At 36.6% G+C, this 25,840-nt stretch carries 27 protein-coding genes; 6 read left to right on the top strand and 21 right to left on the bottom strand.

Annotation, left to right across the window (positions count from 1 at the left end; translation table 11 throughout):
* Positions 1 to 6: 6 nt before the first annotated feature.
* The 15 genes from DNJ75_RS03510 to DNJ75_RS03435 all read right to left on the bottom strand — a co-directional run bounded on the left by DNJ75_RS03510 (position 7) and on the right by DNJ75_RS03435 (position 15,820).
* Positions 7 to 477 (bottom strand): hypothetical protein, encoded by a 471-nt coding sequence (locus DNJ75_RS03510; RefSeq protein ID WP_117001800.1) that lies wholly within the window; start codon positions 475 to 477, stop codon positions 7 to 9.
* A gap of 23 nt (positions 478 to 500) precedes the next feature.
* Positions 501 to 1,112: a S26 family signal peptidase gene (locus DNJ75_RS03505; protein WP_117001799.1), complete on the bottom strand. Its 612-nt coding sequence runs from the start codon at positions 1,110 to 1,112 to the stop codon at positions 501 to 503.
* 26 nt (positions 1,113 to 1,138) lie between these two features.
* A complete protein-coding gene (locus tag DNJ75_RS03500) occupies positions 1,139 to 3,352 on the bottom strand; it encodes a TrbI/VirB10 family protein (protein ID WP_117001798.1) in 2,214 nt (737 codons plus the stop codon).
* 10 nt (positions 3,353 to 3,362) lie between these two features.
* Positions 3,363 to 4,622 carry a TrbG/VirB9 family P-type conjugative transfer protein gene (locus tag DNJ75_RS03495; protein ID WP_117001797.1) on the bottom strand — a complete coding sequence of 420 codons (1,260 nt, stop codon included), beginning with the start codon at positions 4,620 to 4,622 and terminating at the stop codon, positions 3,363 to 3,365.
* A gap of 10 nt (positions 4,623 to 4,632) precedes the next feature.
* Entirely contained in the window at positions 4,633 to 5,661 is a 1,029-nt protein-coding gene (locus DNJ75_RS03490) for a TrbG/VirB9 family P-type conjugative transfer protein (protein ID WP_117001796.1), read from the bottom strand.
* 18 nt (positions 5,662 to 5,679) lie between these two features.
* Positions 5,680 to 6,324: a hypothetical protein gene (locus DNJ75_RS03485; protein ID WP_117001795.1), complete on the bottom strand. Its 645-nt coding sequence runs from the start codon at positions 6,322 to 6,324 to the stop codon at positions 5,680 to 5,682.
* Positions 6,325 to 6,339: 15 nt separating this feature from the next.
* Positions 6,340 to 7,182, bottom strand: coding sequence for a type IV secretion system protein (locus tag DNJ75_RS03480; RefSeq protein ID WP_117001794.1), 843 nt, complete (start codon positions 7,180 to 7,182; stop codon positions 6,340 to 6,342).
* 15 nt (positions 7,183 to 7,197) lie between these two features.
* On the bottom strand, positions 7,198 to 8,634 hold the full coding sequence (locus tag DNJ75_RS03475) for a hypothetical protein (RefSeq protein WP_157968185.1): 1,437 nt from the start codon (positions 8,632 to 8,634) through the stop codon (positions 7,198 to 7,200).
* Between the two features lie 52 nt (positions 8,635 to 8,686).
* A complete protein-coding gene (locus tag DNJ75_RS03470) occupies positions 8,687 to 10,006 on the bottom strand; it encodes a type IV secretion system protein (RefSeq protein ID WP_117001792.1) in 1,320 nt (439 codons plus the stop codon).
* A 9-nt stretch (positions 10,007 to 10,015) separates the two neighbouring features.
* Positions 10,016 to 10,771, bottom strand: a complete 756-nt coding sequence (locus tag DNJ75_RS03465; protein ID WP_117001791.1) for a hypothetical protein — start codon at positions 10,769 to 10,771, stop codon at positions 10,016 to 10,018.
* Positions 10,755 to 13,289, bottom strand: coding sequence for a VirB4 family type IV secretion/conjugal transfer ATPase (locus DNJ75_RS03460; RefSeq protein WP_157968184.1), 2,535 nt, complete (start codon positions 13,287 to 13,289; stop codon positions 10,755 to 10,757). The genes DNJ75_RS03465 and DNJ75_RS03460 overlap by 17 nt, the downstream gene beginning before the upstream one ends.
* A gap of 16 nt (positions 13,290 to 13,305) precedes the next feature.
* Positions 13,306 to 13,695, bottom strand: coding sequence for a VirB3 family type IV secretion system protein (locus tag DNJ75_RS03455; RefSeq protein WP_117001789.1), 390 nt, complete (start codon positions 13,693 to 13,695; stop codon positions 13,306 to 13,308).
* Positions 13,696 to 13,920: 225 nt separating this feature from the next.
* Positions 13,921 to 14,256, bottom strand: a complete 336-nt coding sequence (locus DNJ75_RS03450) for a TrbC/VirB2 family protein (protein ID WP_157968183.1) — start codon at positions 14,254 to 14,256, stop codon at positions 13,921 to 13,923.
* A complete protein-coding gene (locus DNJ75_RS03445; RefSeq protein WP_117001787.1) occupies positions 14,247 to 15,269 on the bottom strand; it encodes an ATPase, T2SS/T4P/T4SS family in 1,023 nt (340 codons plus the stop codon). The genes DNJ75_RS03450 and DNJ75_RS03445 overlap by 10 nt, the downstream gene beginning before the upstream one ends.
* A gap of 164 nt (positions 15,270 to 15,433) precedes the next feature.
* Entirely contained in the window at positions 15,434 to 15,820 is a 387-nt protein-coding gene (locus tag DNJ75_RS03435) for a hypothetical protein (RefSeq protein ID WP_117001785.1), read from the bottom strand.
* 513 nt (positions 15,821 to 16,333) lie between these two features.
* Here DNJ75_RS03435 and DNJ75_RS03425 point away from each other — a divergent pair.
* From DNJ75_RS03425 to DNJ75_RS03415, 3 genes are all read left to right on the top strand, one after another.
* On the top strand, positions 16,334 to 16,897 hold the full coding sequence (locus DNJ75_RS03425; RefSeq protein WP_150468810.1) for a helix-turn-helix domain-containing protein: 564 nt from the start codon (positions 16,334 to 16,336) through the stop codon (positions 16,895 to 16,897).
* Between the two features lie 74 nt (positions 16,898 to 16,971).
* The gene (locus DNJ75_RS03420; protein ID WP_117001782.1) at positions 16,972 to 17,487 is read left to right on the top strand and encodes a hypothetical protein; all 516 of its coding nucleotides are present in this window, start codon (positions 16,972 to 16,974) and stop codon (positions 17,485 to 17,487) included.
* Between the two features lies 1 nt (position 17,488).
* The gene (locus tag DNJ75_RS03415; protein WP_117001781.1) at positions 17,489 to 18,166 is read left to right on the top strand and encodes a hypothetical protein; all 678 of its coding nucleotides are present in this window, start codon (positions 17,489 to 17,491) and stop codon (positions 18,164 to 18,166) included.
* A gap of 24 nt (positions 18,167 to 18,190) precedes the next feature.
* Here DNJ75_RS03415 and dnaB read toward each other — a convergent pair whose 3' ends face one another.
* Genes dnaB through DNJ75_RS03395 form a run of 4 tightly spaced genes read right to left on the bottom strand, consistent with a single transcriptional unit; the run spans position 18,191 to position 22,946 of the window.
* Positions 18,191 to 19,549 carry a replicative DNA helicase gene (dnaB, locus tag DNJ75_RS03410; protein ID WP_117001780.1) on the bottom strand — a complete coding sequence of 453 codons (1,359 nt, stop codon included), beginning with the start codon at positions 19,547 to 19,549 and terminating at the stop codon, positions 18,191 to 18,193.
* Positions 19,546 to 20,352, bottom strand: a complete 807-nt coding sequence (locus DNJ75_RS03405; protein WP_117001779.1) for a DUF2786 domain-containing protein — start codon at positions 20,350 to 20,352, stop codon at positions 19,546 to 19,548. The genes dnaB and DNJ75_RS03405 overlap by 4 nt, the downstream gene beginning before the upstream one ends.
* Before the next feature lie 4 nt (positions 20,353 to 20,356).
* A complete protein-coding gene (locus DNJ75_RS03400) occupies positions 20,357 to 21,976 on the bottom strand; it encodes a hypothetical protein (RefSeq protein ID WP_117001778.1) in 1,620 nt (539 codons plus the stop codon).
* A gap of 4 nt (positions 21,977 to 21,980) precedes the next feature.
* The gene (locus DNJ75_RS03395; RefSeq protein ID WP_117001777.1) at positions 21,981 to 22,946 is read right to left on the bottom strand and encodes a ParA family protein; all 966 of its coding nucleotides are present in this window, start codon (positions 22,944 to 22,946) and stop codon (positions 21,981 to 21,983) included.
* 179 nt (positions 22,947 to 23,125) lie between these two features.
* Between DNJ75_RS03395 and DNJ75_RS03390 the strand changes: the two genes are divergently transcribed.
* Entirely contained in the window at positions 23,126 to 23,356 is a 231-nt protein-coding gene (locus tag DNJ75_RS03390; protein WP_117001776.1) for a hypothetical protein, read from the top strand.
* Positions 23,357 to 23,518: 162 nt separating this feature from the next.
* Here DNJ75_RS03390 and DNJ75_RS03385 read toward each other — a convergent pair whose 3' ends face one another.
* A complete protein-coding gene (locus DNJ75_RS03385) occupies positions 23,519 to 23,746 on the bottom strand; it encodes a hypothetical protein (protein ID WP_117001775.1) in 228 nt (75 codons plus the stop codon).
* A 1-nt stretch (position 23,747) separates the two neighbouring features.
* Positions 23,748 to 24,143, bottom strand: coding sequence for a type II toxin-antitoxin system VapC family toxin (locus tag DNJ75_RS03380; RefSeq protein WP_117001865.1), 396 nt, complete (start codon positions 24,141 to 24,143; stop codon positions 23,748 to 23,750).
* A 145-nt stretch (positions 24,144 to 24,288) separates the two neighbouring features.
* Here DNJ75_RS03380 and DNJ75_RS15570 point away from each other — a divergent pair, with 145 nt between their 5' ends.
* Together DNJ75_RS15570 and DNJ75_RS15565 are read left to right on the top strand one after the other, a co-directional pair.
* On the top strand, positions 24,289 to 25,236 hold the full coding sequence (locus tag DNJ75_RS15570; RefSeq protein WP_206609088.1) for a helix-hairpin-helix domain-containing protein: 948 nt from the start codon (positions 24,289 to 24,291) through the stop codon (positions 25,234 to 25,236).
* Positions 25,211 to 25,777, top strand: coding sequence for an ATP-dependent DNA helicase (locus tag DNJ75_RS15565; protein ID WP_206609087.1), 567 nt, complete (start codon positions 25,211 to 25,213; stop codon positions 25,775 to 25,777). Before DNJ75_RS15570 ends, DNJ75_RS15565 begins: the two co-directional genes overlap by 26 nt.
* Positions 25,778 to 25,840 lie beyond the last annotated feature (63 nt).

Raw genomic sequence — 25,840 nt, 5'->3', positions numbered from 1 at the left:
TGTTTTTCATTCCCCACTCAAATTTCTTACTGTTTTTTTGGAAAAAATAGTAAACCCTTGCGTATAGCTAAAACCCATGCTGTAAGGAATACCTAATGATGACTGCGCTTGTAACAAATGGCTAGCGCCCATATTTTTCCCATGCTGAGGATTGTTTGATTTTTTAAGCTTCTTTTGTCGCCTTGTTTCAGTGCAAGCATCAATAAAATGTGAGATAAAACCTTGTCTTTGAGGCTGTTGATGAGCAACTGGAAACTGTCCATAGGTTGACGTGCCACTAATCACAGGGGATACACTCACCACCTCAAATCCTTTCGCTTGCAAGACTTCAATTTTTTCATTTAACAACGCGATTGTGCTTTCCATATTCGCGCACACAGACAAACCGTCTTCTGACTCAATGTGATGGCAACCAACAAAATCCACTCGCTGATCAGTGATCACTGTATGATCGTTTTGTTTAGTGTACGTATTCATAAATGCTCCTAATCCTTTTTTAGTTAAAACGTCAATATTGGTTCCATTAACCCAATCACTTCCTGCATGTTAACAGTTCCAAAGTATCGAGAATCCCAAGACAATTGGTAATCGTAACTACCATACAGCCACACTTGATTTGTTAAGCTAAAATGGTTTTCCTTAATCAAACTCGGTACCTTTAATCCTGACGGGCTTATGCGCAAAACAGGTGCCTGATAAAAAGCGATTTTGCCCTTATCTGTAACAACCTTAATACTGCCCTGGTGCAAAAATACCTTATCGCCTGATACGGCAATAACTTCTTTTAATACTGGCTCGAAGCCATTTTCACAACGTGAGCTATGAACTAAATAACCATTATTTACAGCTACTTTTGCTGCCTGATCGGGTAAGCACGAAAGTACAATTGAGCCAATATTGATATGCTCAGATTGATTAGCTTTAAAGCTCACCTCTTTGTACAGACCATAAGGCATTGATGGTGTAACATTAATGATGTAACCGCATGATTTAAGATAGGGATAAACCACTAGCCACAAAACAAGCATAGGCAAAGCAATCACAAGACAAAAACAGATCATTTTTTTATGGTTATACTTGCTTGGTTTAACTGTATTACTCATTTTAATCATGGTTTATTATCCCTAGCTTTTTAGTATTAATTGCTTAATACTGCATTGCTTGGCATTTGATTCGCAAACTGATAAGGTCCTTTAAAGGAAAGGTTGCGTGTGACAAACACCTGAAAATTATTGCCCGGTCTTATTTTAAGTGTCGGTTGAATGTTTAGGTCTTTTTGCAAATAAGCCTGTGCCGTCTGTGTTAACTGCTGACCGACTGCCGCGTAAACAACTTGTGAGGTTGTTGGACCTTGGCCACTGCTATTGCTTGGTTGTGTTAACTGAGAATCTGCACCAAATAGACTAAACAATAGAGCAGAGCCAAATACTTTCATGTAGTGGTTATCTACTAAATCCATGCTACCCATATACCCTTGTAAATCAGCGCCGGGCATTCCCCCTAAATTAACCGTATTGCCATCAGGGAAAGTAATAGACGACCAAACCATCATCACTCTGGTTTGACCATAGCTGACGTTTGAATCATAGACACCATTTAGCACTGAGCCTTGTGGAATCAATAGATAATTGCCTGTCACTGAATCATAAACATTTTGACTCACCGTTGCTTTAATGGGTCCTGGCAAATCAGAATCAATCCCTGAAACAAGCGTTGCGGGAATAATTGACCCTGCTGTTACCGTATAAGGTGTTGCTGGCTTTATTTCATCTAATGGCAATGGTTTTGCGGCATGATGACCACCATTTAAAAAGGTTGATTTTTCGGCTTGAGCATTTGCCTGATCATACTCACTTGAGTATGCGCTAATCTGACTATTTAAAGCCGCATTATTCGCATTAGGGGCTCCATTAATACGTCCCATTTGACCATCGATATTTTGCCCTGTTTTATCACTTGGGATAACTGCTGTATTGGTGTTAGCTGCTAAGATTTCTGATGAATAGGCTTTAAGCAACGCTTTGTCGCTATCACTGCCGCTTGAAAAGCTTAATCCACCATTATTAGTTGATGGTGACTTACTACTGTCATCATTAGTCACTTCTTCAAGATGACCGTTAACATAGCGATACTTTTTACCATCTGCACCGGTAAAGGTTTGCCCATCTTTTAAAGCAGTAAGATTGCCATCTTTATCAACAAGATAAGGCTTGCCATTTTTCCAAACAATCTGCCCTGCTTTTAATGACTCGTTATAAGGATATAGCTTGCCATCAGGTCCGACCTGATAATACTTGCCATCTTTTTCGATTAAATCGCTAGGCTTTAATCCTTTGGCCGCCAGTGGTACCCATTTGCCATTTTCATAGACATAAGGCTTGCCATTAATCACACGTTGGTAACCATTTTCAAGTGGCTTGAGTTTGCCATCTTTACCAACAATATACGCTTTGCCGTTTTTCCAGATGATTTGACCCTCTTTAGGTGTACCGTGAAAAAGATGCAACTTGCCATCAGCTCCCATTTTATAGAGCTTGCCATCTTTCATCACCAAATCCCCCGCTTGGGGACCAGTTAATGAAGTGGTATCCAAACCTGAATCCGAATAAGGAACAAGCTGACCGTTTTCATACATATATTTCTTGCCATGCTTCCAAACAACATCACCATTATGTAGTTTTCCATCATAAGGAATAAGCTGACCATCTTTGCCCACCTTGTATAATTTGCCATTGTGGACAACATACTGCCCTGCCTGCATGTCACCATCAGCGACTGCCACCCAGTGACCATTGTGGTACATCATTTTTTGCCCATCTTCATACGCCAACACACCCTCTTTAGGTGGTTTTGTTACCAGGTGTAACTTACCATTTTTGCCAATGGTATAAAGCTTGCCATTTTTCAAGATGTAATCCCCCTCACCCAGTTTGTGACCACCAAAACTGATACCCTCAAATTCACTGCTGTTGATCACATAATTACCCGCACCACCTAAAAGGTTTTCCTGTGTTGGTTGACTATCTAAATAATGGATCAAGCTTGACGGTTTAGCTGATGGGTCTTGGTCTGGATTATCTGCAACCGAAAAAGGTTGCTCGTCCTTGTGCGATAATTCTAAAAAGGCAAACACCATAACCACAAGCCCAAGCACTAGCCCCATCACAAAGATATAGAACGTGTTTTTAAATCCTGCGCCTTTAGGAATACGATGTTGATTCTCTGCTATTTCAGGATTGTCTTTACTTACTTTTTTTCCATTTTTTGCTTTTTCACTCTCTTTTGCATTTTTTTTATCAAGCAGTTTGCTCTTTTTTAGCTGCTTGTTGTTTTTATCAAGACCACCGTACATCGTCTACTCCTTAATGATTATTATTGTAAATTTGAACCGCCTCGCGATTATCCCCTTTGCCACTGACCAACTCAGCGTGTTGGAATAGTCGATCTATAATCATGTAAGGGCGATGGTAGCGATAATTAACCATCGATGGTTGACCGTTGATGTAGACAAAAAGCACAGGCAAATTAACCCGATCAGTCATCGGTGGAAAAGCAATCATCGTATGTGTACCATCATCAAAAATACGTGCCGGCATCCAATCAGGGGTATCACCAGCGACACTGTAATTACTACGCAACCTTGTTGCATTAATAACGGTTTGAGTATTTGGGTTCAGTGAATTCATTGCTGTATTATTATCTGCTGCAAATAGATTACTGCTATCGCTGTTGTTACCTGATACAAAGGCTTGTGTGGCATCACTGGGATACAGGAATCTGACATCAGGTGTAAAGACATTGGCTTGTGATGTAATATTAAAATTGTAAATACGCTTATTGGTGATAATCACAAGATTTGTTACGATGTTCGGTGTCGTTGGCTTAATCAGGATGATAACGTGACCTTGCTTAGTGCTGCCTACATAACTTTGGGTCACAAGCCAGCGCGAGGTGTCACCTAAAGAGATATTCGTGACGCGTTCGCCTTGTTGTAGATTAATCATCCCAGTTTGCATCGGTGCGAACTGAATCAGTGGTCTGCTGTTAGCGTCATAGCTAACAATCTTTACAAACTTACTCTGTGTGTTTTTAACATTGCTGTTTAGATAGGCTGAATATAGATCATATAAGCTTTTTTCTTTATCTTTTGCCTTAGCAACAACTTCTTTCTGTTTGGCATTTTCTTGTTCAATACCTTCGATTTGCTCATTGTATTTTTGTGCCAAATCTTCAGATGCTTTAAGATAGGCGTTATCACTCGTCTTTTGGCTCCCTTGAGTCTGAGTGCTGCCAGATAAATCATCGTGCGTAATTACCGATTGACTCACCTTTATTTTTTGAGGGGCAGCATCAACAGTAGAAAAGGTTGCATCATGTGTTAGTGTTGGGTCTTTCTGCGCTCCTGTTACTTGATGATATCGTGACAGTGAAAGGAAAGTAAAAAAAGTGACAATAACAGCAACGACAATAAGCATTAAACCAAAGAATATTTTAGGTGATATCTTGGCTTTATTGATCAGCCATTTGGTGCTAAATATGACCTTTTCAAGTAATGTGATACACCAAAGTGCCAGCGTAATAATGATTGATTTAAATAGCTTGAGTTTATTTTTATTTAACATCACGATCACCTCAACCTGTTACTTTGTTTAATGAGTCATTAGTGATTTCAAGCTTGCTTTGCGGCATATCTTTAAATGTCACTGTGACTTTGGGGTATACACCCGCAACATACAAATAAGGCGTTGAATATTTAGACTTCATCACACGATCTTTACCCAATAGATAAGCGTGTACCTCTGGTAAGTTATCTGCGTTTAAACCTGACCAGTCAAACACCATCTGCTTGCCATCCGAATAGATATTTTTAGGCATATTCTCTAATGGCTGACCAAGGGATTTGACCTGATAATTAAAATTCAAATGATCAAGCTCTGCATAGTCATTCGTTGTTGAAACCGTATTAGATAGCAGGCGCTCTTTTTGTGATTGTGCTGCTTGGATTTGTTGGCTGTAGTCTGCCTCAATCTGGTCTGGATACCAAAAATTAATAATCGGCACAACCGCTTTATGTGACACCAAGCCAATACTATAAGTACGCATATCTGTTGCAATCGTGAGGTTAGTTGAATCATCAAGGTTTTTAGGGGTGATAATCAACATAATCGAGCCATTTACTGCGCCTGTTTTCATTTGTGATATTTCCCAATTACCAGCATTATCAATATGAACGCCCTGTATTTTCTCCCCTGCTTCAAGCATGATTTCTGCCGATTGATTCGGTGAGCATGAAATAATGGTTCTGCTATATGCATCAAATGGCTCTGTGATAAACCCAGTACCAACGATGGGTGACATGATCCCTTTGGTTTTATACAGTTCAAACGCCTTAGCAATATCTTTGGAATTAGCAAAACCTGTTGCTGAAAAATAGTTATAACTTGGCGTTATTAAACTCACGCTTTGCTCATCTTGATTGGCTTGATTTAAAAGTGCAGCACTATCCGATGGCACATAATCCAGATGATGGTAATCAAGTGGTGCATTTTGATTCATCGAAGCACAACCTGACAACATGAGTAGTGCGCCACCTAATGCAACGTTTGTCGTTATGCTAAAGGCTTTTTTATCTTTTATAAATCGTAATTTGTTTGTTTTCATTCTAACTAACCCCTCACCTTAAAAATAATGGCTAATGCCCACAGTTATTGTTGTGAAACGCTGTGCTGAATCTAACGCATTGCTGCCGCTGTAATAGGTTAAATCAGCCGTAACAACATTATCACTATTGATATAGAAACCACTTCCTGCACCCAGTACGACATTAACGCCTTTCATTGCAGAGGGTGAACCCAAATTTAACTGATATCCTAAACCACCTTTAAGGTGCATTTCCAAGTAAGGATTGAAAAAGAATGTACCCGTAGCGACAGCGCTTAACTCAAACTGATGCATAGTGTGGCTGTCATTTGTTGTGACCTTTTGAGACCCCAAGTGCCCAAGCGCAAGCTCATATCCCAAATAAATGCGATCTGTTAACTTAGATCGCTGACCACCACCGATATTTAATGCTAAAGGGATCTGGCTACTGCTATTAGCACCACTAGGCGTACCAAAAACACTAAAGCCACCATTAACCATTAAAAAATTGTTATGGTTTAATGCCGTCTGATATCCCATATACTCTTGATTAAACACCCCATTCACAGCCATATCTTGCCTTTCGGCATTTACGATATTTGGCAATAAAAGCGTTACTGTACTAATACAACCAGCCACTACAGCAACTTGAATAATTTGCTTTGTTTTACGTTTGATCATCATCACCCTACCTACTTTTTAATTGCTATTTTTTGACCATGAAATATTAGTAATATAGAAGCCAATTGGGTTCAAAGCGCTCACATTGGCTGCCTTTGGCGTTCCCATCCATTGATAACTAAAGACACCTGTATACTGATCTTGTGAGATAATCTCGCCTGTATTGGCATTACGTCTAATTTCAGTCCAAATCACTTGAACGGTATTCGCAACGCCATTTAATCCGTCAATCGTATTATTAATTACAACATCAATCGATTCCTGCTTTTGATGAACAAGCGCATTCGGATTTAATTTTTCAATATACTGTTGGTAAACTTTAGTTGCAGCTCCTGTGGTATAGGCACTCGCGCTTTTCATGTCAGCATAATTTAAATCACCATCAACATACACAGATCGAGCATTACGAATAAAATCATGAATAAGCTTAATCGTGTAATAAGGCTTCATTTGATCAAAATTAGAGGACTTAGCTTCATCAATGCTCAATATTCTGTTATTACCATCAACTCTGACAATATATGGTAAAACCTTAGCGTCATAAGCTAAATTACGCATGATAAACAAGCTGCAAATCGCATAGATTGACAGCACAACAACGGCAATAATCAATAACTTCATCTGCTTGGTGCGATTGTCATAAATCTTCTCAAAAATCAAACGCCCTTTTAAAGCTTCATCTTTGGTTGATGCTTTATCCAGTGAATCAATCACCGCTTCTTTATCTGCTTTTTTTTGCTCGTATAATTCCTTTAATTTTTGCAGTTTTTCTTTACCTGCTTTTAGCGCATTTTGATTGCTTTTTGGCTTGTTCTCGCCATTTCCCCCGTTTTCAGGGCGCAATTCGGTCTTTGATGTCATGTTTTTTTTACTCCTCTAGGACTCTAATGTTTGAAATAAAATTCGCCGTTTCTGGGTGATGTCTCCATCGTGGTTTCTCGCTCGGTGGATGGATTCTGAGATCGCATGTGTATTGAATCTTCCTTTAATCATTTTGATTGATTCAAGGCTGCATTCGAACTCTGCTAAAGCTGCCTGTATATCTTCTAGCTTAATAACAGGGAACGATTGCTTTATAGCAATATCATCAGACTGTGCTACAACCTCTTGTTTATCTTCCTCAAACTGAGTTATTTTCAACTGCTGCAAATCAGGGAATTTGCATAGTAACAACTCCTTTAACTTAACTTCATCTTCTTGCAAATTCTCTCTAACATAGATTAAAAAATTATCAAACCTCTGGTTAATCACTTTTTCAGATGCGTTTTCGCCATCAATAGATGGGTCTAAGCGCCACTCGCCAACAAAGCGATTTACAATTTTTTTAGTTGGAACTATCTGGACTATATTGAGTAATTTACGATGTAGCGAATGTAACCGTAATGCACAAAAGAAAGGGTACAATAGACCTAAAATAAGCATCACAGGTAATTGAATAACAATACCCACAATAAAGACCGGTATAGAAAACAAGAACGTATCAAACAAATATTCCGGCTGGGTATTCCAAAATCTCAACTCTCTATCGGTCAACTCAGTAACTTTTATAAGTCCAAATGCTTGATACCCCGCTTGTCTTTCGTAAAAATCAGGGAAGAATGATTTAGGCAATAACCAATGATGTATAAAGTTTGATAAATATTTAAACAGCCCTAGGTAACTGAAGAAAAGCATAATTGCAAAATATATTCTACTAAAATCAATGACGTAATCTGTTGGGTTAACCGTAATAAACCACAACTCTTTTTGGTGAGGTTGCAGGATAAAACCAAAATGTAAATTGTAATACAGCGCCGCATGAGAAAATATGATACCAGATAATATTAGTGACGGTCTCATATACCCATACCTCATCACCTGTGAACAATACACCGCCAAAATACAAATCAAGATAAAATATAAAATAAACTTGCCAAAAGGAAACGGAATGACCCATATTAAAAACATTAACCCCAAGGCAATAAGCCATAAATCAAATGTGAGTGAACGCGTTTCACCACGATAGCTTGAAAAATATTTAATTCGTAGCTGAATTAATAAGGGTAAGCGACTTCCTAAACCATAAAATTTATTAGGCTTATAGTGATGGAATATCCAAGCATATAAACCTTTTAACATATCAAAACAAAATGCATAGACTGCTTTTGGGTGTCCTGCCATTAATGCTAAAATCCAAAGTACCGGCAAATAAACCAATAATGACCACCACCCCATCGAACTAATACCACTCATAATGCTTGAGTATGTAATTAAACCTAAGCTGTGCATCCAAAGCCATGAGATAAATAATCCTAGCTCTTGTAATTGATACAAACCAAATGCTTGTGATAATTGATGTGACATGCTTATTATCCCTATCTTTTTTCTATTTTGGTTTATTGCCTTTAAAAATGTCCGCAGCCTGTTGCATCTTAGGTTGAACGCCATGTTGAGTCACATGCTTACCAAGCCCTGCCGCTGCACCCGTTAATCCACCCATGACTCTTGTTGCAGCACGTCCAACAGGATTATTAAGCATCCCACCAACACCTTGCGTAGCGGCATGCGCCATTTGAGCGCCTGTTTTTGCCGCAACTGCTCCACCATATTTAGCTGCGTTATATCCTTTAAGCAATGATCCTGTGTTTGGCGTTGCCGCAGATTTTTGAGCAGGTGAATTCATAAAACTCTGAAACGCACCACCTGCACTACCTATTCCAGATGATAAAGCACCAGGTGTAGCGCCACCAGCATTCCAGCCTGCTGCTGCACCTTTTCCCGCAGATACCGCAGCTCTTGTTGCCATACCCGCCCCTGCAATACCGCCTTTACCCATTGTCATTGCTTTCATATACGTTTGACCCATAACAGCAGCACCTGTCATTGCTGCTGCTACGGCAGCCTGTCCGTAATCTCTAAAACCGCCCGCACCTGAAATGGTTGCAATAAATGAGGGTACGTTTTGCATAATGAGATAAAAAACAATCAAACCACCAATAATCATTATGAAAACCGATAAATCTAAGAATCCACCATTTTTAATTACATCCGCCCAGTGGTTTCCTAGCTTAATCCCAACACCAACTAGAATGTAAAACATAACAAGGTTAAAACCCATGCCGATAATTTTTTGCACATAATTATGAACGGTGCTTCTGGTGACATCTAAATTACCTAATGCGAACACTAATGGCCCAACCAATACAAGCGCGTATGCCTTAACCAGTAGAACACACAAAGAACCGGCAATAAATCCGTAAACAATAATAATGAAAAAAGCAGAAATAACCGCAGTTAATGCCGCAACAATATGAAACATCCCTGCATTGTTGGCGCCTTGAATGATATGCCCAGCAATATACCAACCTTGATCAAAAACACTTGATGGACTGACTGATTGCATGCCAGATGCCTGCTGACCAACGTAAATGAAGCCATTTAAAATCTCAGGTATCCATTGACCGCCATACTCAATTAAGCCAAACATCAACCCAAATAAAAGACCAGACTGAATAATCTTAGAAAACATTGCATGCGTTTCTTCACCTCTTAACATCATCATGCCAACCGAAATTAATATACTCATTAATGCTAAAAAGTAACCTAAATTCATCCCAGCGTGAACAAAGGTATTCGCATCACTAACAAAGGCATTCAAAAACTGAATATCAATATTATCTAGCGAGTTGTTTCCCCAAAGGCTCATGTCTTGCTCCTAAATACTTGGTATCTTTGAAAGTTGCGCGTTATCGGCATACGTTGGGTAGTCAACAGAATAATTAAACAAGTCTTGGTCTGCCTGATTTCCCTGTAGCTCTTTCGCTGCTACCGCTGCAATCGAAGCGGCTTGCTGTGCATTAGACTGGGCTTGCAATTGTTCTATCGCCTGAAGCTGTGTCCCATTTGCATTTAACATTTGACTGATGCCTTGTAATTCAGCCTTTGTTCCGTCTAAACTGTTATTGTTGTTAGCAATCTGACTCATATTCTGAGATTGATTTTTCATATCATTCATTTGCACTTGTGTTGCTTGTAAAGTGCCTTGTGCGGTATCTACTTGTGTTTGTAGCATGTTATTACTGTACTGCTGATAGGTTTGATTTTGCTGTTTCTTCCCAAATTTCTGTTGAAACTTGCTCGCTAAGTCTATGGTTTCATAGCCAATTGACGTACCTACTTGCGCTGCTTGGTTAGCCTGGTCAGAGATAGCAGCATAATCACTAATTCTCGTTATGGGGTTATCCTTTAGCATACGCTCTTGGTTGCTTATGGTTTGTAGTTGATTTTGAATATTCCTTACTTGATTGCCGATTTGAGTTTTTTGATTATTAATTTGTGTCTCAGTATTACTGGCTTCTTTAAGCAGCTCAAGATAGCTCATTGGATCATGAACAATATACCAACCATAACCAAAATTATTTAATAATGTGCAAGCCGCTACTATCGCTATTGGCTTAATGATTCTTAACATCACACACCTCACTTTCTAGCGCTCCTAATACTTTTGAGTTGTCTGTTTTCTCGTTAAGAATATTAGCAATCAAGTTCGCTGCGTCTGGCAGTCCTTTCTCATTAAGATAGTCAACAAGATAGCGCTGATCATTGGCTTTATAGTGCTTAAGAAACAGCTTGCGATCTTCTTCTTTATCCAGTGAGATAAACTGCAAGGCAAGCTCACCCACATTAAAATCAATCACTCTTGAGCTGTTAGGCTGTTTAATCATGTAGTGCTGCTTAGGCGTAGCATTCGCGACCTGATAACATTCTTCTTCGGTCAAACCAAAAGAAATATATTGCTCTAAGATTTTCTTGTTGCCGATAATATCACGGTTAGGTAGATATATCTTGGTCGGACATGACTCCACCAATACAGGCGAAATAGGCGATGTTTTTTTGTCATTTAAACTTTGTGTTGCAAACACAACAGATACATTCATCTTACGTAAAGTTTTTAGCCATTCTTTAATTTTGGCAGCAAAAATAGGCGCATCTAAAAACAACCATGCTTCATCTAAAATCAAGAGCGTTGGCACTCGATCTTCAAACATTTTAGTCAAGCGATAAATCAACAATAAGACCAAGGGCTGTAAATATTTTGGTGGTAAAATATTAACGAGTTTACCTATCTCAACACCCAACAGATTATTGGAACCTAAAAAGTCCTCTGTGCCATCGATAAGGTTGCCAAATATTGTTTGTCTTAATTCTTGGAATACCTCTCTTAGCTCTGGCGTATCAAAAGTAAGATTGCTAAATCTACGCATTGACGGTTTAAGATATGTGATACGCTCTACTGCGTCTCTGACCTCGATACGCTGCTCTACATCCATATTTACGCCACTTTGCTCGAAAGTGTGAATCAGCCAATCTATAATTATTTCTTTTTGTGTGTTGCTTTCAATGCCATCAAACAGTGAAAATTGACTGTTTGCGCTATCATCAGTTGAATAGTTTCCATCATCATCAACATTGATGTATCTGCCACCCATAGCCAAGATACAGATGTAAGATGAATTATTGCAGTCTAAAACAATTTGGCGTGAGCTAGGATATTTACGGTGTTGCGCGATAAAAAGATTCAAGAGTGTTGTTTTGCCTGAACCTGTTGGACCCACAATATCGGTATGTCCGACATCTTTAACACAGTTATTAAAACGATATATGTTGTTTTGATCTGTTAAGGCATACATCAATGGCGCTGAATGTTGAGGATAATATGGATTTGGATTGTATTTTTCACCGGCATAAATTGCCGATAAAGGCAAAGTATAAGACCAAAGGTTAGAATCCATTAAGGTGACTCTAACATTATAGCCACCATGAGACGGCAACGAGCCCAAATAGGCTTCCGTAGTATTGATTGTCTCCTCTCTTAACACAAGATCATAGTTCTGTAAGGTTGTAATCAAGTCATGTGCTGACTGGTTTAATTTTTCCTTGTCACTATCCATTAAAATGAAATTCATGTTATACCAACCGAATTTTACTTCTTTGGATTCATTTTCAGCAATGCAACCTTGAACTTCAAAATTATTGGCTTCGGCTACCTCGTTTTTTTTGGGATTGCCACCCATTGCGTTTACTAGGATTCCCCAAATACCAATTGCCTTAGATGACCATGTGCGTTGTAATCTTTTTAGGTAAACAGCCGCCTCATTTTTTGATAAGAGGTAAAAGCGTGTGTTGTATCTAAACTCCATAGACATCTTGCTTAATTCATTCATTAGCATCGGATACACATCATTCGGCAAAGCATCAACAGCAATTACCTTAACATGTTTGCCATTAATCACCGGTTGATGACCTGCTAAAAAGTCATTATAAGCTAAGTAGCTATCCAAAAAATATTTATGACTTGGCGCTTTGATTGTCCGCATATCACCTGTTATGGTTGAATTAAGATAAGTGGTTAACGCATCGCCTTTGAGTAATTCAAACTGATTTGTTCTGCCGTAACTGACAAAAGAAAGAAATTGATGTAAGTTAGATTTAAAACTTGCGACCATCTGATCGAGTGTGCGTTCGACAATCTCATCATCAGATTCGTACATTAAGTTTTTAATACCCGTGCTTATCTCTGGTGGCTCTTTTGCTGTAAAGGTAAAGTAGCTCTCTGACTCGTAAACTTTCCCTGCTTCTTGAAATTGTAAGGTGCGTTCAATATTAATTAACTCGGACACTGCGTCAGGAAACTCGCCATTGCTTAAATTATCTTTAGCTTGTGAGCGCATAAAGTTAGTCTCAATCATCAGATTATCATGCCAGTGCTTTGCTGCCCCTTGACTATAACGCAAACAAATTTGAGCCTTGCGTAACTCACTGATCACTTGTATGTCATCACCAAAGAAACGAAAACTCATGGCTAATGAGCCGTCTTTGTTCATAACAACATCATTATCACCGACAATCATCGCATAGCAAAGCTTATCTGTTGCAGATGCCTTGCCGTACATGATTCTGCGCAATAGTTTAAAGTCATAATTCAACATGATACACCTTAAGTACTTATTTTTTAAATCGGCTGCTAATGGCTTTTTTGCCAACTTTAACATCATCAACATCAGGAAATGAGCTTAATACTCTATTAGGTGGCTCATAGCCCATTGTTGGCTGTGATGGGTGATAGTTCGGTCTTATCCAACTAGAACGATTACGCCATGTTCTACGAAAGACACTGGTGATGATCGGGTCAGCTTTGGTTGCATACATAAAAAACCCATGTAAAAACAGTGCAGCTAATGGCACATACCAGAGGTAGAAACTAAAACGTGTTGCGCTCACCATGCTTAAAATTAAAATCAGTTCAAAATAGAATAATCTACGTTCAACACCTAAAATGACCACTCGAACATTTAGTGATTTTCTAAAAGGTATTGAATAGTTTTCTTGCGACATAGATGCTCCAAGTTAATTTATATTCATTACACATAAGGTGATCATCACAACCAAGTTAAAGATGACCGCAAGGAAAAAAGTCAGATATGAAATAATTGCCGAATAGTTCCTTTTAATCCACCAATTACAACAGGACAGTCAAATAACATCAAAAGGATAAATTCCACGATGGTAAATGATTGAATGCTTTGAAAATGTGCGCCTAAATAATTCATCGTAAAAACCTTAATGAATGACAGCACCACTCGCACCAAACAATGCACTTAAAACCGTGCCAACATTCAGCATAATGGACAAACCAAGCCCAATATTAAAGGCTTTACGTGCGCCACCTTGTAAATCACCAAACATCACAAAGCCACCACAAACAACTAAACCAACAATGCCAAGAAAAATGGCAAAGTTAGATTGAAGGTCAGTAACGATTTTCTGCATAAAGGCATCCCACGGATATGATCCACCAACTGAAGTTGCATTAGCTGACAAAGCAAATGACATCAGTGAAAAGTAGCTCAGTGACACTTTATTGACTGACTTTTTAAGAATTTGAGTTAGACGCATAATTGACTCCATTGTGTTGTATTACTTTGGTTATTTTGATTATTTTTGTTTGATTGATATAACGTGTTGAAATTAAACTTTTGATTTATTGAATCGTAGTCTACTAATTCAACAACCTTTTTTACTCTGCGCCCTGCTTTGACTGTGCTGTCATGTTCAATAAAAACAATAAGATCAACTGCAATAGCAATTAAAGCATGCGGTTGTGATGACACTGGCGAGCATAAGTCTACTAAACGTTGCGGTGTAGTTTCAGGTGAGTTAGCATGGAGTGTTGAAATACCACCAGGGCACCCTGTATTCCACACTTGTAACATGCCATATGCTGATTCATCCCTTACCTCACCAACAATAAGTCGATTCCCGCGCATTCTAACGGTCTTACTGGCAAGATCAGTCATTGTCCTAATTCCTTGGGTCGTTTGTAAATATTCTTTGTCCTCAACATCTAATTCAATTTCTCTTGTTTCTTCCAAGATTAAAATACGGTCTTTGTGATTGGAAAACTCCTTTAAGCTATTGAGCATTGCTCTTACTAAAGTTGTCTTGCCACTTTGCGCTTTACCGCAAATAATAATATTGCGATAACTGCTAATGGCTTCTTTCAGAATGTTAAAAACATCACCATCAATAACCTCAGATGAAAGTGCATCATGCAAAGTAAGCGATACAACATTATGTTTGCGAATCGTCATTGACGCTGCTTTAACCGTAGGTGGGATTAAAAGCTGCGCTCTGGCTCCATTAAACGGTGCAATTTTAGGCAGCTCTAAAGAAACATCAGAATTTTTCTTAGAAACATATTGATTTGTCACCTGACAAATAACAGAAATAGCGTTACGGATTCTTACAGGCTCTAAATCGGCAATATGATGTTTACCAGTGTTATCCTCAACAATTAATCTGCCATCAGAATTTACGATGATTTCAAAGATATTCTCATCGGCAAATGCAGACATAATTTCATTGCCCAGAATTTCCTTTAATAACACAATGTCATTATCATTAGTCATTGAAATTTACCTTTTTAGTTATCTCAAATAAATCGATTAACAAAGTGGTTTTGCCTGTGCCAGTTGAACCATAAATCACCATATGACTAGGCTCATAAGAATTGTTAAATACATCAAATTTATCTTACTTTGCATTTTTATTCGACTTACTATCCATTTTCCAATTATTTACATTTAATGGCGTAACCAGTTTGCTGCTGATCTACTTCTGAAATATTAATCACAGCATCTGCACCTAAACTCGCACCACCCTCTTTTAAATAATTATCGATTGAATCTTCTGATCTATCTAAGCCAATGAACGAATCATAAGTATTTACAATCACACTACCGATTGTGTCGTACTTCTTGCATGGCAAGGTTTGATTAGGCTGATCTTTGTAAAACAGCTTTACCTTGTCCGCTTTAGTCGGCAGAAGCTTAGCGCCCATTAAGCTAGTGATATAACCACGCTCTACTTCATCGAAGTTTGTTGAAGCACAGCCTAATAACATAGTTGATGCTACCAGAGTGGTTAATAGTGTTATTTTTTTAGTGTTTGTGTTTTTCATATTGTTTTCTTTTACTAGGTTAGGCTGTATGCGTTATATAAATTTTTGTAATACTATTTATCTTAATGCGCAACAATCTAGCTAATATTGACCACAACAAGACAGGATAAAATGAAAAGTACAATGAACTAGAAGTCATTAAATCAACGCTTAAAAGTATACTTCTTCTAATCACTGGCAATGCCTCAGTCTTATTATTATTATTGATTGATAATTTAAATTCTTCAATTGCTGAAATAACAGTAAGCTTATTTAATAGTGCACACTTACTTCCTGATATATCATCCACTATCATGGAGTAATAATTTAAAGATGCATCAAGGTTAAGCATGGAAAGAGGATATGTTATTTAAACTTTTTACATTATATCACTATAAAATAAATTGTAAATTCAACATTTTTAATTTTTAAAAAACATTTCAAATTGCTTAAACACACTCTTGTGGTGAGTTTACTGCTAATAATGTATAATCCTATAGATATTAAACACAACCAACATATAGATATAACATTATGACGGCACAAAAAAATATTTTAGATAATATATTTAAAAAACGTTCTGATATATTAAGGAATGTCATGAAAGAATATAGCATTAATTCTCTTAAAAAATTATCTGAATTAAGTGGGATAGATCCGTCAAAATTAAGTTTAGTTATGTCAGGAAAAACAACATTAAATGAAAGCAATGCGCGTCAAATCGAAACTAAGCTAAACTTACCTTTATATTACTTAGATGGGATCTCAAAACAAGGTCATAAAATCCCAGTATATACAATAGAGTCCTATAAAAATAAAGAAGAACTATTCCATATTGATATGGATGCCAATGAAGATTCATTCTTTATTATAATCACAGAATCAATTGCTAAAAGTTCATTGCAAGAAGGTACAAAAGCTCTATTTATACCAATGGAAAATATATCTTTACTGAAGCTTAATGATATATGTTTAGTGAAGTATAAAAACTTACATCATATAGTGGATTATAAAATAACCTTGTTTAAAAACAATCATCTTGAGATAAATCTAGCGAACGCCACACTTATTGGCAAGTGCATTTCAATACACTTATAGAACAAAATAAACTCTATATAATACATCTTTAAACCTATATAATACTTTTGTCAAATAATGTATTGGGGTGTAAATTGAACAAATCTGTTAACAATCATAAAGCCAAGACTATCTTGGATGGCTATCGATATTTTATGAGTATATTTGGACTCATGCTTCATAAATTATCGCTGAAGCTACTTTCTTTTCAATTAAAAGAAAGCTCTATCTACTTTGATGAAGTTGATGGTATAAATATTATAAAACATAAAGTTTTTGATGAAATTAACGAGTACAATATAATTGATTTTATAACCTCAAGAAATATTTATGCTCTCGATAAAGATCAATTGATAAATATCATAAGATATATTTTATTGAATGAACCGCATGATAACTGTCAGGTATTTCTGAAAAAATCAAACTCACCAGATCATTTCATGGTTGTTGCTAATGGTATATCAGAAAATAGTCATTGGTTAGAAATAATATCAAATAAACATATATTTGCAAAATTAGATAATAATGACTATATAACTATTTTAAACGCAATGAAGCGCCAGTTAAAAGTAAACCCAAATATATCACCAAAATTGAGAGTAATTAAATAATATGATTAAAATATTATCAAAATCGAAAGAATTTTACTATATTTTAACATTACTTTTGTATATGACGCTAAAACTAGCTTGTGATCCATTGTTTTTCAGGACTATAGAAATATCATTTTTTGGTCATTCATTTATGTCGATGGCATCGTCAACTATATTTTCTTCAACATATGCATTATCAGATATGATTGCATTTATGAAAGGAAGATATATAGCAATTATAGTTATTATTACAGCTACTTTATGTGATGGTATATTTTCTTATGTCATATATTTTGCTAGTCAAACGATAATACCTAACTTTACAGCAAATGATATCGAAGATTTACATAATACTCTTGCTATCAATCACATTGCGGTACAACTCCCTAAATTATGGCATAATGGGATAATCGCTTCATTGGTTACAGCTATTGTTGAAGTAATCATTTTTACAACTTTATTAAAGAAAATTAAAAATTTTGCAGTATCTACCATTTTCTCTGTATCGATTATTCTTATTACTCATAATATAATCCTTGATCATCAAATGTTAAAATCCTTTGATGATCAGTGGGAAAAAATATTCACAGGACTTTTCTTAAATATGATTTTAGTCGTAATATATGCTTTACTGGTGCAAATTTTTATTTCTTTTTATAAAAAATCATCCCGCTCAAATAAGTATATGAGTTCATGAAATATGACCAGTTTTTTCTATCTCCTAATAAAACCTATACTCTCTATTAGCAAACTTACAAAATTCACCTCTAAACATCAAGCCAACATCACCTATTTCACCATTTCTTTGCTTGCCAATTACAATATCTGCTAAGCCTTTTAACTCTGAATCATCAGGCTTATACACTTCCTCACGATGGACAAACATAATCACATCAGCATCTTGCTCAATACTTCCTGAATCCCTTAAATCACGCATCATCGGTTTTTTAATTGCACGATCTTCAACACCACGATTCAATTGAGACAAAGCGATCACAGGTACTTTAAGTTCTTTGGCTAACGCTTTTAACTGCCCTGATATGTTGGATATTTCAAGGTTACGGTTATTTTGATACGCAGGGCTTTGCATAAGTTGCAAGTAATCAATCACGATCAAACCTAAGTCTGGATTTTCACGTTTGAATTTGCGTGCCTTGTGTTTTACTTCTGTTGGTGTCAACGCTGCTTTATCAACAATCGATAATTTCATGTTTTCCACTTTGGTAAATGCCAAGGTTAATTTAGCCCAGTCGTCATCTTCTAGTTGTGCTGATCGTATTCTTGAAAATGGCAACATTCCTAATGATGATGCCATACGCATCATAATATCCTTAGCTGACATTTCCATTGAAAACACTAAAACCGATTTATCTGTTTGTGTTAACACCGCTTCAGCTATATTCATCGCAAAGGTTGTTTTACCCATTGCCGGACGACCTGCGACAATAATCAGTTGTTCTTCACGTAAGCCGCATAGCTTATTATCTAAATCAATAAAGCCAGTTGGTAGACCTGCTAAACCATCACTATCAGAAAGCTCATCAAGGTAATCAATGATTTGTGGAATCACTGCCTTAGCCGAAATAAAATCATTATCACCACTGTCTATATCTTGACGTACCATTAAAACCGCTTGCTCAACTTTATCTAAAACATCTTCCTCAGATAAGCCTTGCCCCTGTAACATCTCATTAGCTTCAAGCAGTGCTTTGGACAGTTTGCGTTTAATGGCTTTGTTTCTGACAATCTCAGCGTAGGCTTTAGCATTAACTGTCGTGGGTGTATCTTTTGCGATTTCAGCTAAGTAATGTAATCCCCCTGCTAACTCACCTAAGTCTTCACTTTGCAAGGAATCAAAAAGTGTGACTAAATCGTATGCCCTACCCTCGTTTGCCATTTTTTGAATATGTTGATAGACAATCTTGTGTGCAGGGGTGAAAAAATCCTGTGGTGTTAATATATCACTAATACGGTCATAGACATCGTTATCTAAGATCAATGAGCCAATCACTGATCTTTCGGCTGATAATGAGCTGTCATTATTAAGCTTATTAGTATTAACTGGATTGGTGTTCATCATAATATCCCCAACCCTTTGATTGATTCTTGCTGATTCACTGCCTGATTAATTGATAACTGTTCGGCTGCCTTTGAGCCGTCATTCATTGAGTTGTTTAAATACCTTGCTTGAGAAGATGCCCTGTAAAATGTCTGACCTAAAACATTGGTATAGTAAGTTCTAGCATCATTAATTCTTGATGCTATATCAATACAAATAATCTCACTGCCTTTTGATTGATCTGTTTCGTTTTCAGTATTGGCACGACTGAAAAACTGGTTTTGACATTCATACATCTTGTTATAAATTTTGCTGATAAAACCCATACGATAGGCTTTTACTCGTGATGCAATTTGCGTTTTAATGTTTCTTTTTTTCAACTGAGCTTTATATTGATTTACGCTTTTCTCAATCTCTCGACTTAGAAAAACAATTAAATATTCCGCATTATCAACGTCACGTTGTCGTCCTGTTATTTGAATATAGCCAAATGTATCATCATAAGAATCACCATTGCAATACACAGAAAAGCAGCCTGATACCTTTGCCATCGTATTATGTAGCGTTACATACCAATCAGGGATACGGTAATAAGGTGTTGTAATGATTTTATTTGCCATATTTTGCCCATACACTTCATCTTTAGTAATATTATGCGCGTTCATCAATGACATCGCTTGTTTTAAAGCAATACTGGCTTCGTTTTCATTATCTGATAAGGATAATTCAAGCAATTTTCTGATTTTGTCTTTTTGTTTGTCTAATTTGTCTAATTTGTTAGTTTTGTCAGTTTTCTCAGTTTGATTTATTTTATCATTTGTCATACTATTATCCCTTGTAGACGTTGTTTTTAAAGTACGTTTTCAACGCGGCTACATAGTGCTTGTTGTCACCCTTATTCTTGAAAGCTGAGGGTGGCATCTTGCCTTGAAGTTCGCCATTTTCCTCAATGTCAGTAAGTTCAGTTGCAGTTAAAGATTCACGCCAGAGTTCAAATTCAATGTTAAATACACGCTCTTTTTGCTCTTTAAGTTTAAGTAAGCGTTCTTCTTTTGCTTTCAATGACGCTTCAAACGCTAAATCTTCAGGTGATTTGTAATTAGCTTCCGTCCAGTTGCCACCCTTTTTCAGCACCCCTATCAATCCACGTAAGCGATTATTAGCAGGAGCATAGCTTGCCATTTCCTCTAAACGGTTTTGTAAAGCCCAAGCATAATGCTCAATAGACTCTTGGACGCTATCGACAGTTAGTTGGTTATCAGCATCTAAGTTTTTATTAAAGTTTTTAATCTGGGTAACATGACGCTTGGTAAATCCAAATTCAGTTAATGATGAAAAATCAAGGTTAGCCCAGTCGTCATTGTCTGATTCAAGGGTGTTGTTTTCGGTTGGCTCTATCACAGTGACGTTTTTTATTTCAGGTTGAACTTGTGCAGCCTGTTGTAAAAATTGTTTTTGGAGTTCGGCTATTTTATCATTTTGCTGTTTGATTAGTTCGATTAACTGATCATTCTGGGTATTGGTTGGTTTTTGTTCTTCTGTGTCGCTACTATATTTGTTTATAGTATTAGTAGTATTACTATTATATAGAGACTTTTTATCTTTCTGGTTAGATGATTGTGTACCTTTATCCAGTAACTCTAGTTCTTTATAAACAGAATCATTTAATGAAAATATCATCCAACCATTTCTTCCACGCTTTTCATCTACTTTAAGCAAAACTAATTTTTTCAGTAACCGATGAACTGTTGTTTTAACACTGTTTGAAGTAATGTTTACATTAGATACGATGTCTTGAAATGCTAGCCTACTGGTGTATTTTTGCTTATTAGTTTTGATATTCTCATATATCCATTCAACAATCTCTTTTTGACCACCGACTAGTTTAAAATATGAAATTCCTTGCGTCGACATTGTGTCTGCATTGTTTACCTTTTGTGTCGGTATTGTGTCTGCATTGTTTACCTTTTGTGTCGGTATTGTGTCTGCATTGTTTACCTTTTGTGTCGGTATTGTGTCTGCATTGTTTACCTTTTGTGTCGGTATTGTATCTGCATTGTTTAGCTTTTGTGTCGGTATTGTGTCTGCATTGTTTACCTTTTGTGTCGGCATTGTGTCTGCATTGTTTAGCTTTTGTGTCGGTATTGTGTCTGCATTGTTTACCTTTTGTGTCGGTATTGTGTCTGCATTGTTTACCTTTTGTGTCGGCATTGTGTCTGCATTGTTTACCTTTTGTGTCGGTATTGTGTCTGCATTGTTTACCTTTTGTGTCGGTATTGTATCTGTATTGTTTACCTTTTGTGTCGGTATTGTATCTGCATTGTTTAAAGGATTAAGATTTCCTGATTGCCATGGCTTTACAACTGATTCTTTTGAAGTTTGATCATCTTTAGCTAAATATCCTTTGCTTTTTGCTGTTTTCAATAAATCTTGAAGCTTAAGTGACATACCATTAGTCCTCGTTGATCCGTGCTAGTATATTTAACTCAACTAATAAGTCTCGGACAGTTTCATATACATCCTTTCCTTTTTTAACTTCAGATATTGATAATTTTTCATTAATCATTTCACGAAGCTTGGCACTGTCCTTAATAACACTTTCAGATAACGATTGTCCAAAGAGATTTCCCATTTTCAAAAGTATTTCTAGGTTTGTTTTTTGATTTTGAAAAAATCGGTTCATCATAATGGTAATACTTGGATCTTTTTTGACCTCATATGATGATCTAATGTCATTAATATCTTCAAGAAACATTTGGACTCCCATTATTGAAAATTCTTCAGGATTAACAGGGATGATAATGTTATCGAAGTCAGTTAGAGATAGAGAGAATACTGAATTTAGTGTAGTAAGACTTGGTGGTGTATCAACTATTATTACATCATAATTACTTCTTAAGTATTTTAAGCATAGCTTGTTGAACCAAGTCAGATAATGCTTTGGTGATTGTAATGCCAACTCTTTTTCAATTAAACTATTTTTAAGAGATGAGGGGATTAGGTCTAAGTGAGTTCTTATATTAACGATGCATTCATGAACTTTTTTAGCTCCATGTATAATGTCATAAAAAACAGGCTGATTAGGTGGTATTGTAGTAAATTGATTGGTTAGATTTGCTTGTACATCTAAGTCAATCATACATGTTTTTATTCCTATTGAACTTAGAGTGTCTGCTAGCAAAAATGATAATGTTGTTTTTCCTACACCACCTTTTAAATTACCGATGTATATTATTTTTCCTTCTTCAAAACATAATTTATCATGTATTAAATTTTTTGATTGTTCAGGGGTTAATAATATTTGGTTCCCTGCCGTCCTGTGGAGTTCATTTTTATTGTATAAATTATTAAGTCTAGCATTTAAAGTATGTCTTTTTATTCCTGTTATTTCAGAGAGTTGAGCAAGTTTTAAGTGCATTGTAAAATCCTTTGTTTTAACACATATTTAGAATTTAACATAAATTCGTTGAAAGTCAAATTATAATATTTCAATTTTTGCGTAATAGTAATTTTCAACAAAATTATTATTGATATTGAGAATTTTTTCTTTAACATTTATATCATGTCACAGTGACGATGAAAGAGGATAAAAATTATATGTCCAAATCAAGCACCCAAAGAATGAAAGCCAAACGTGAGCGTGACTATCAATTGTTGCTCGATAGTGTAGGCAGCGAACAAAAGTTGTCAGACACTGGTTTGATTGAAGTAATAGCGCGATGTTACAGACAAGCAAAACAATCAGGTAATACCGCAATGGTCAAAATAGCGGTTAAGGAATTAGTCAGAAGAATTGATAGCGTCGATGAAAAGGGCAGAGCACCATAAAAAGTTGTGTATTGAAACCATCGTTTGACTACCCATTTTTTAAATTTTCTGTAACAACGAAGTTATAAGCTTGTGTATGTGTAAAGTTTCCGTGTTATAAATCAAAGCTAAATTTTGAATAATTACATGGGTTGACGACTACAGTTATGAAAAATTGAATTTTTAACGATGCTCTCGACTTTCATTAATAGCAGCTAAAATTTCTTTAGTATCAATATTTTTCAAATTAATGGTATTGACGTTTACAAATGGCGAAGTTGTCTTTTTCAATGGGGTTAGTGTAAATTCATCGCCTCGCTTGTTATATATTTTAACAATGCCGTCTGATTTAGCTATTTTTAGTGCTTCTGCAAGGTGTGATCTAAATTCACTGGTGCTATATGCTTTCATCTTAATTTACCTCAATTGTTTTGATATTCATTTTTTTTGAAATTTCGACTAATTTTTTATCAAGTGTGATGAGTTCAGCTTTTTGTTCAATAGCACATTGAAGCATGTAAGCATCATAAGCGTACATATTGAAGTTATAGGCTATCCTTAATGCTTCTGCTATATTAATACCAACAGTTGAGATTGGTATTTTTGAGTATTCGCTTAGTATAAAACAGCCATCTCTATTACCAATGCTTTTCCTTTTATACATTGCAGATATGGCATTGCCAATTTCCCAATGAATAGATGCAGGAGCATACAACTCATATCCAGATGTTAATTCAAGTAATTGTGATTTTGTATGTTCACTTGTTATTACTGCAATGATAACTGATGTGTCGGCAATTAGTTTCAAATTAATATTCTCAAAGATTTTATTAAGTACAAGTGTACTATTCAAATATCTAAATGTCAAATATGTACTTTTGTACGTAGTTAATGTAAAAATCTTCCAACTTTACGTGATGTATAAAAAATTATAATATATTCTACTATTTGATGTGATTGAGCAGACCCCTGAAAAGCTGCTTGAGCTTGAGGGCATTGGTTCTAAGCGTGTTGCTAAAATCACTTCTGCCTGGGATGAACAAAAAGCAGTGCGAGAAATCATGGTGTTTTTACAATCTCATGGCATCGGGACTTCACGCGCAACACGTATTTATAAAACCTATGGTGATGACTCGATCGATAAAATCACCAAAAATCCCTATCGTCTGGCAAATGATATTCACGGCATTGGCTTTAAAACCGCTGATGATCTTGCTTCAAAGCTCGGTATTGGTTCTCAATCAATCATTAGAGCCAGAGCGGGTGTTGTCCATGTCATTCAAGAGATGAATACCGAAGGGCACTGCGCTATTTTTAAAGATGAGTTGATTCGTAAATCAGTTGAAATGCTGGATATTCCTGAGCATATTATTATTGAGGCGATTGCCGCAGAAATTGAGGATGAAAAGCTGATTCCTGATGAAATCAAAGACAAGCCCTGTTTGTATGTTAACTGGCTTTATTATGCAGAAGTTGGTGTTGCAAGACATATTAACCGTCTTTTAGATGCAGAGCGCCCCTGGCGTGATATCAATATCCCTGAGGCACTTAAGTGGGTGGAAACGGTCACACATTTAAAACTATCTGCCTCACAAAAAGATGCTGTTGGTATGGCAGTTAACAGCAAAGTGGCTTGTATTACAGGCGGTCCCGGTGTTGGCAAGACCACTGTGGTAAACAGTATTATCCGTATTATACGTGCAAAAAAAGCCTCTGTTTCCTTGTGTGCACCTACAGGTAGAGCAGCTAAACGTTTGTCCGAAAGTACTGGGCTTGAAGCCAAAACTATTCATCGTCTTTTAGAATTTAACCCTAAAGAGGGTAGCTTTAATCATAATGATGAAAATCCCTTGCAAACTGATCTTTTAGTGATTGATGAATCGCGGTGGTTTGGGCGTTAAATCATTAAACATCGAATTGCAGAAATTACTCAACCCAGAACCTATGGCAAGTATTACCAAGTTTGGCTGGACGTTTGGCATGGGTGATAAGGTTGTGCAAACCGTTAACAACTACGACAAAGAGGTTTTTAACGGTGATCTAGGATTAATTCGCAAAGTAGATCATGTTGAGCTTGAAGTAACGGTGGATTTTGAGGGAGTTGAAGTCGTTTATGACTTTAATGAGCTGGATGAGCTTGATCTGGCTTATGCAACGTCCATTCATAAATCACAGGGGTCTGAATATCCAGTAGTTATTATCCCTGTAGCTATGCAACATTACATGTTATTACAGAGAAATCTGTTATACACTGGCGTCACACGTGGCAAGAAGCTAGTGGTTCTTCTAGGCGAGGCTAAGGCCATTGGTATGGCTGTAAGAAATGTCACACAGAATAACCGCTTAACACGCTTATCCGAGCGTATTGAGTATTACAGTGTAACGAGCCAAATTAAATTGCCTGATTTGAGCCACATTATTTTGCCTATTATGTATGTATAACAATTTCTACTTTATCCCCTATTTTAGTTGCAAGATGGTTAGCAGTTTCTTGACAGAGGCAAT

The organism is Cysteiniphilum litorale (genome assembly GCF_003428165.1).
Taxonomy (GTDB): Bacteria; Pseudomonadota; Gammaproteobacteria; order Francisellales; family Francisellaceae; genus Caedibacter; species Caedibacter litoralis.
The sequence above is the reverse complement of the archived record's forward strand: the minus strand, read 5'-3'. Positions and strand labels throughout refer to the sequence as shown.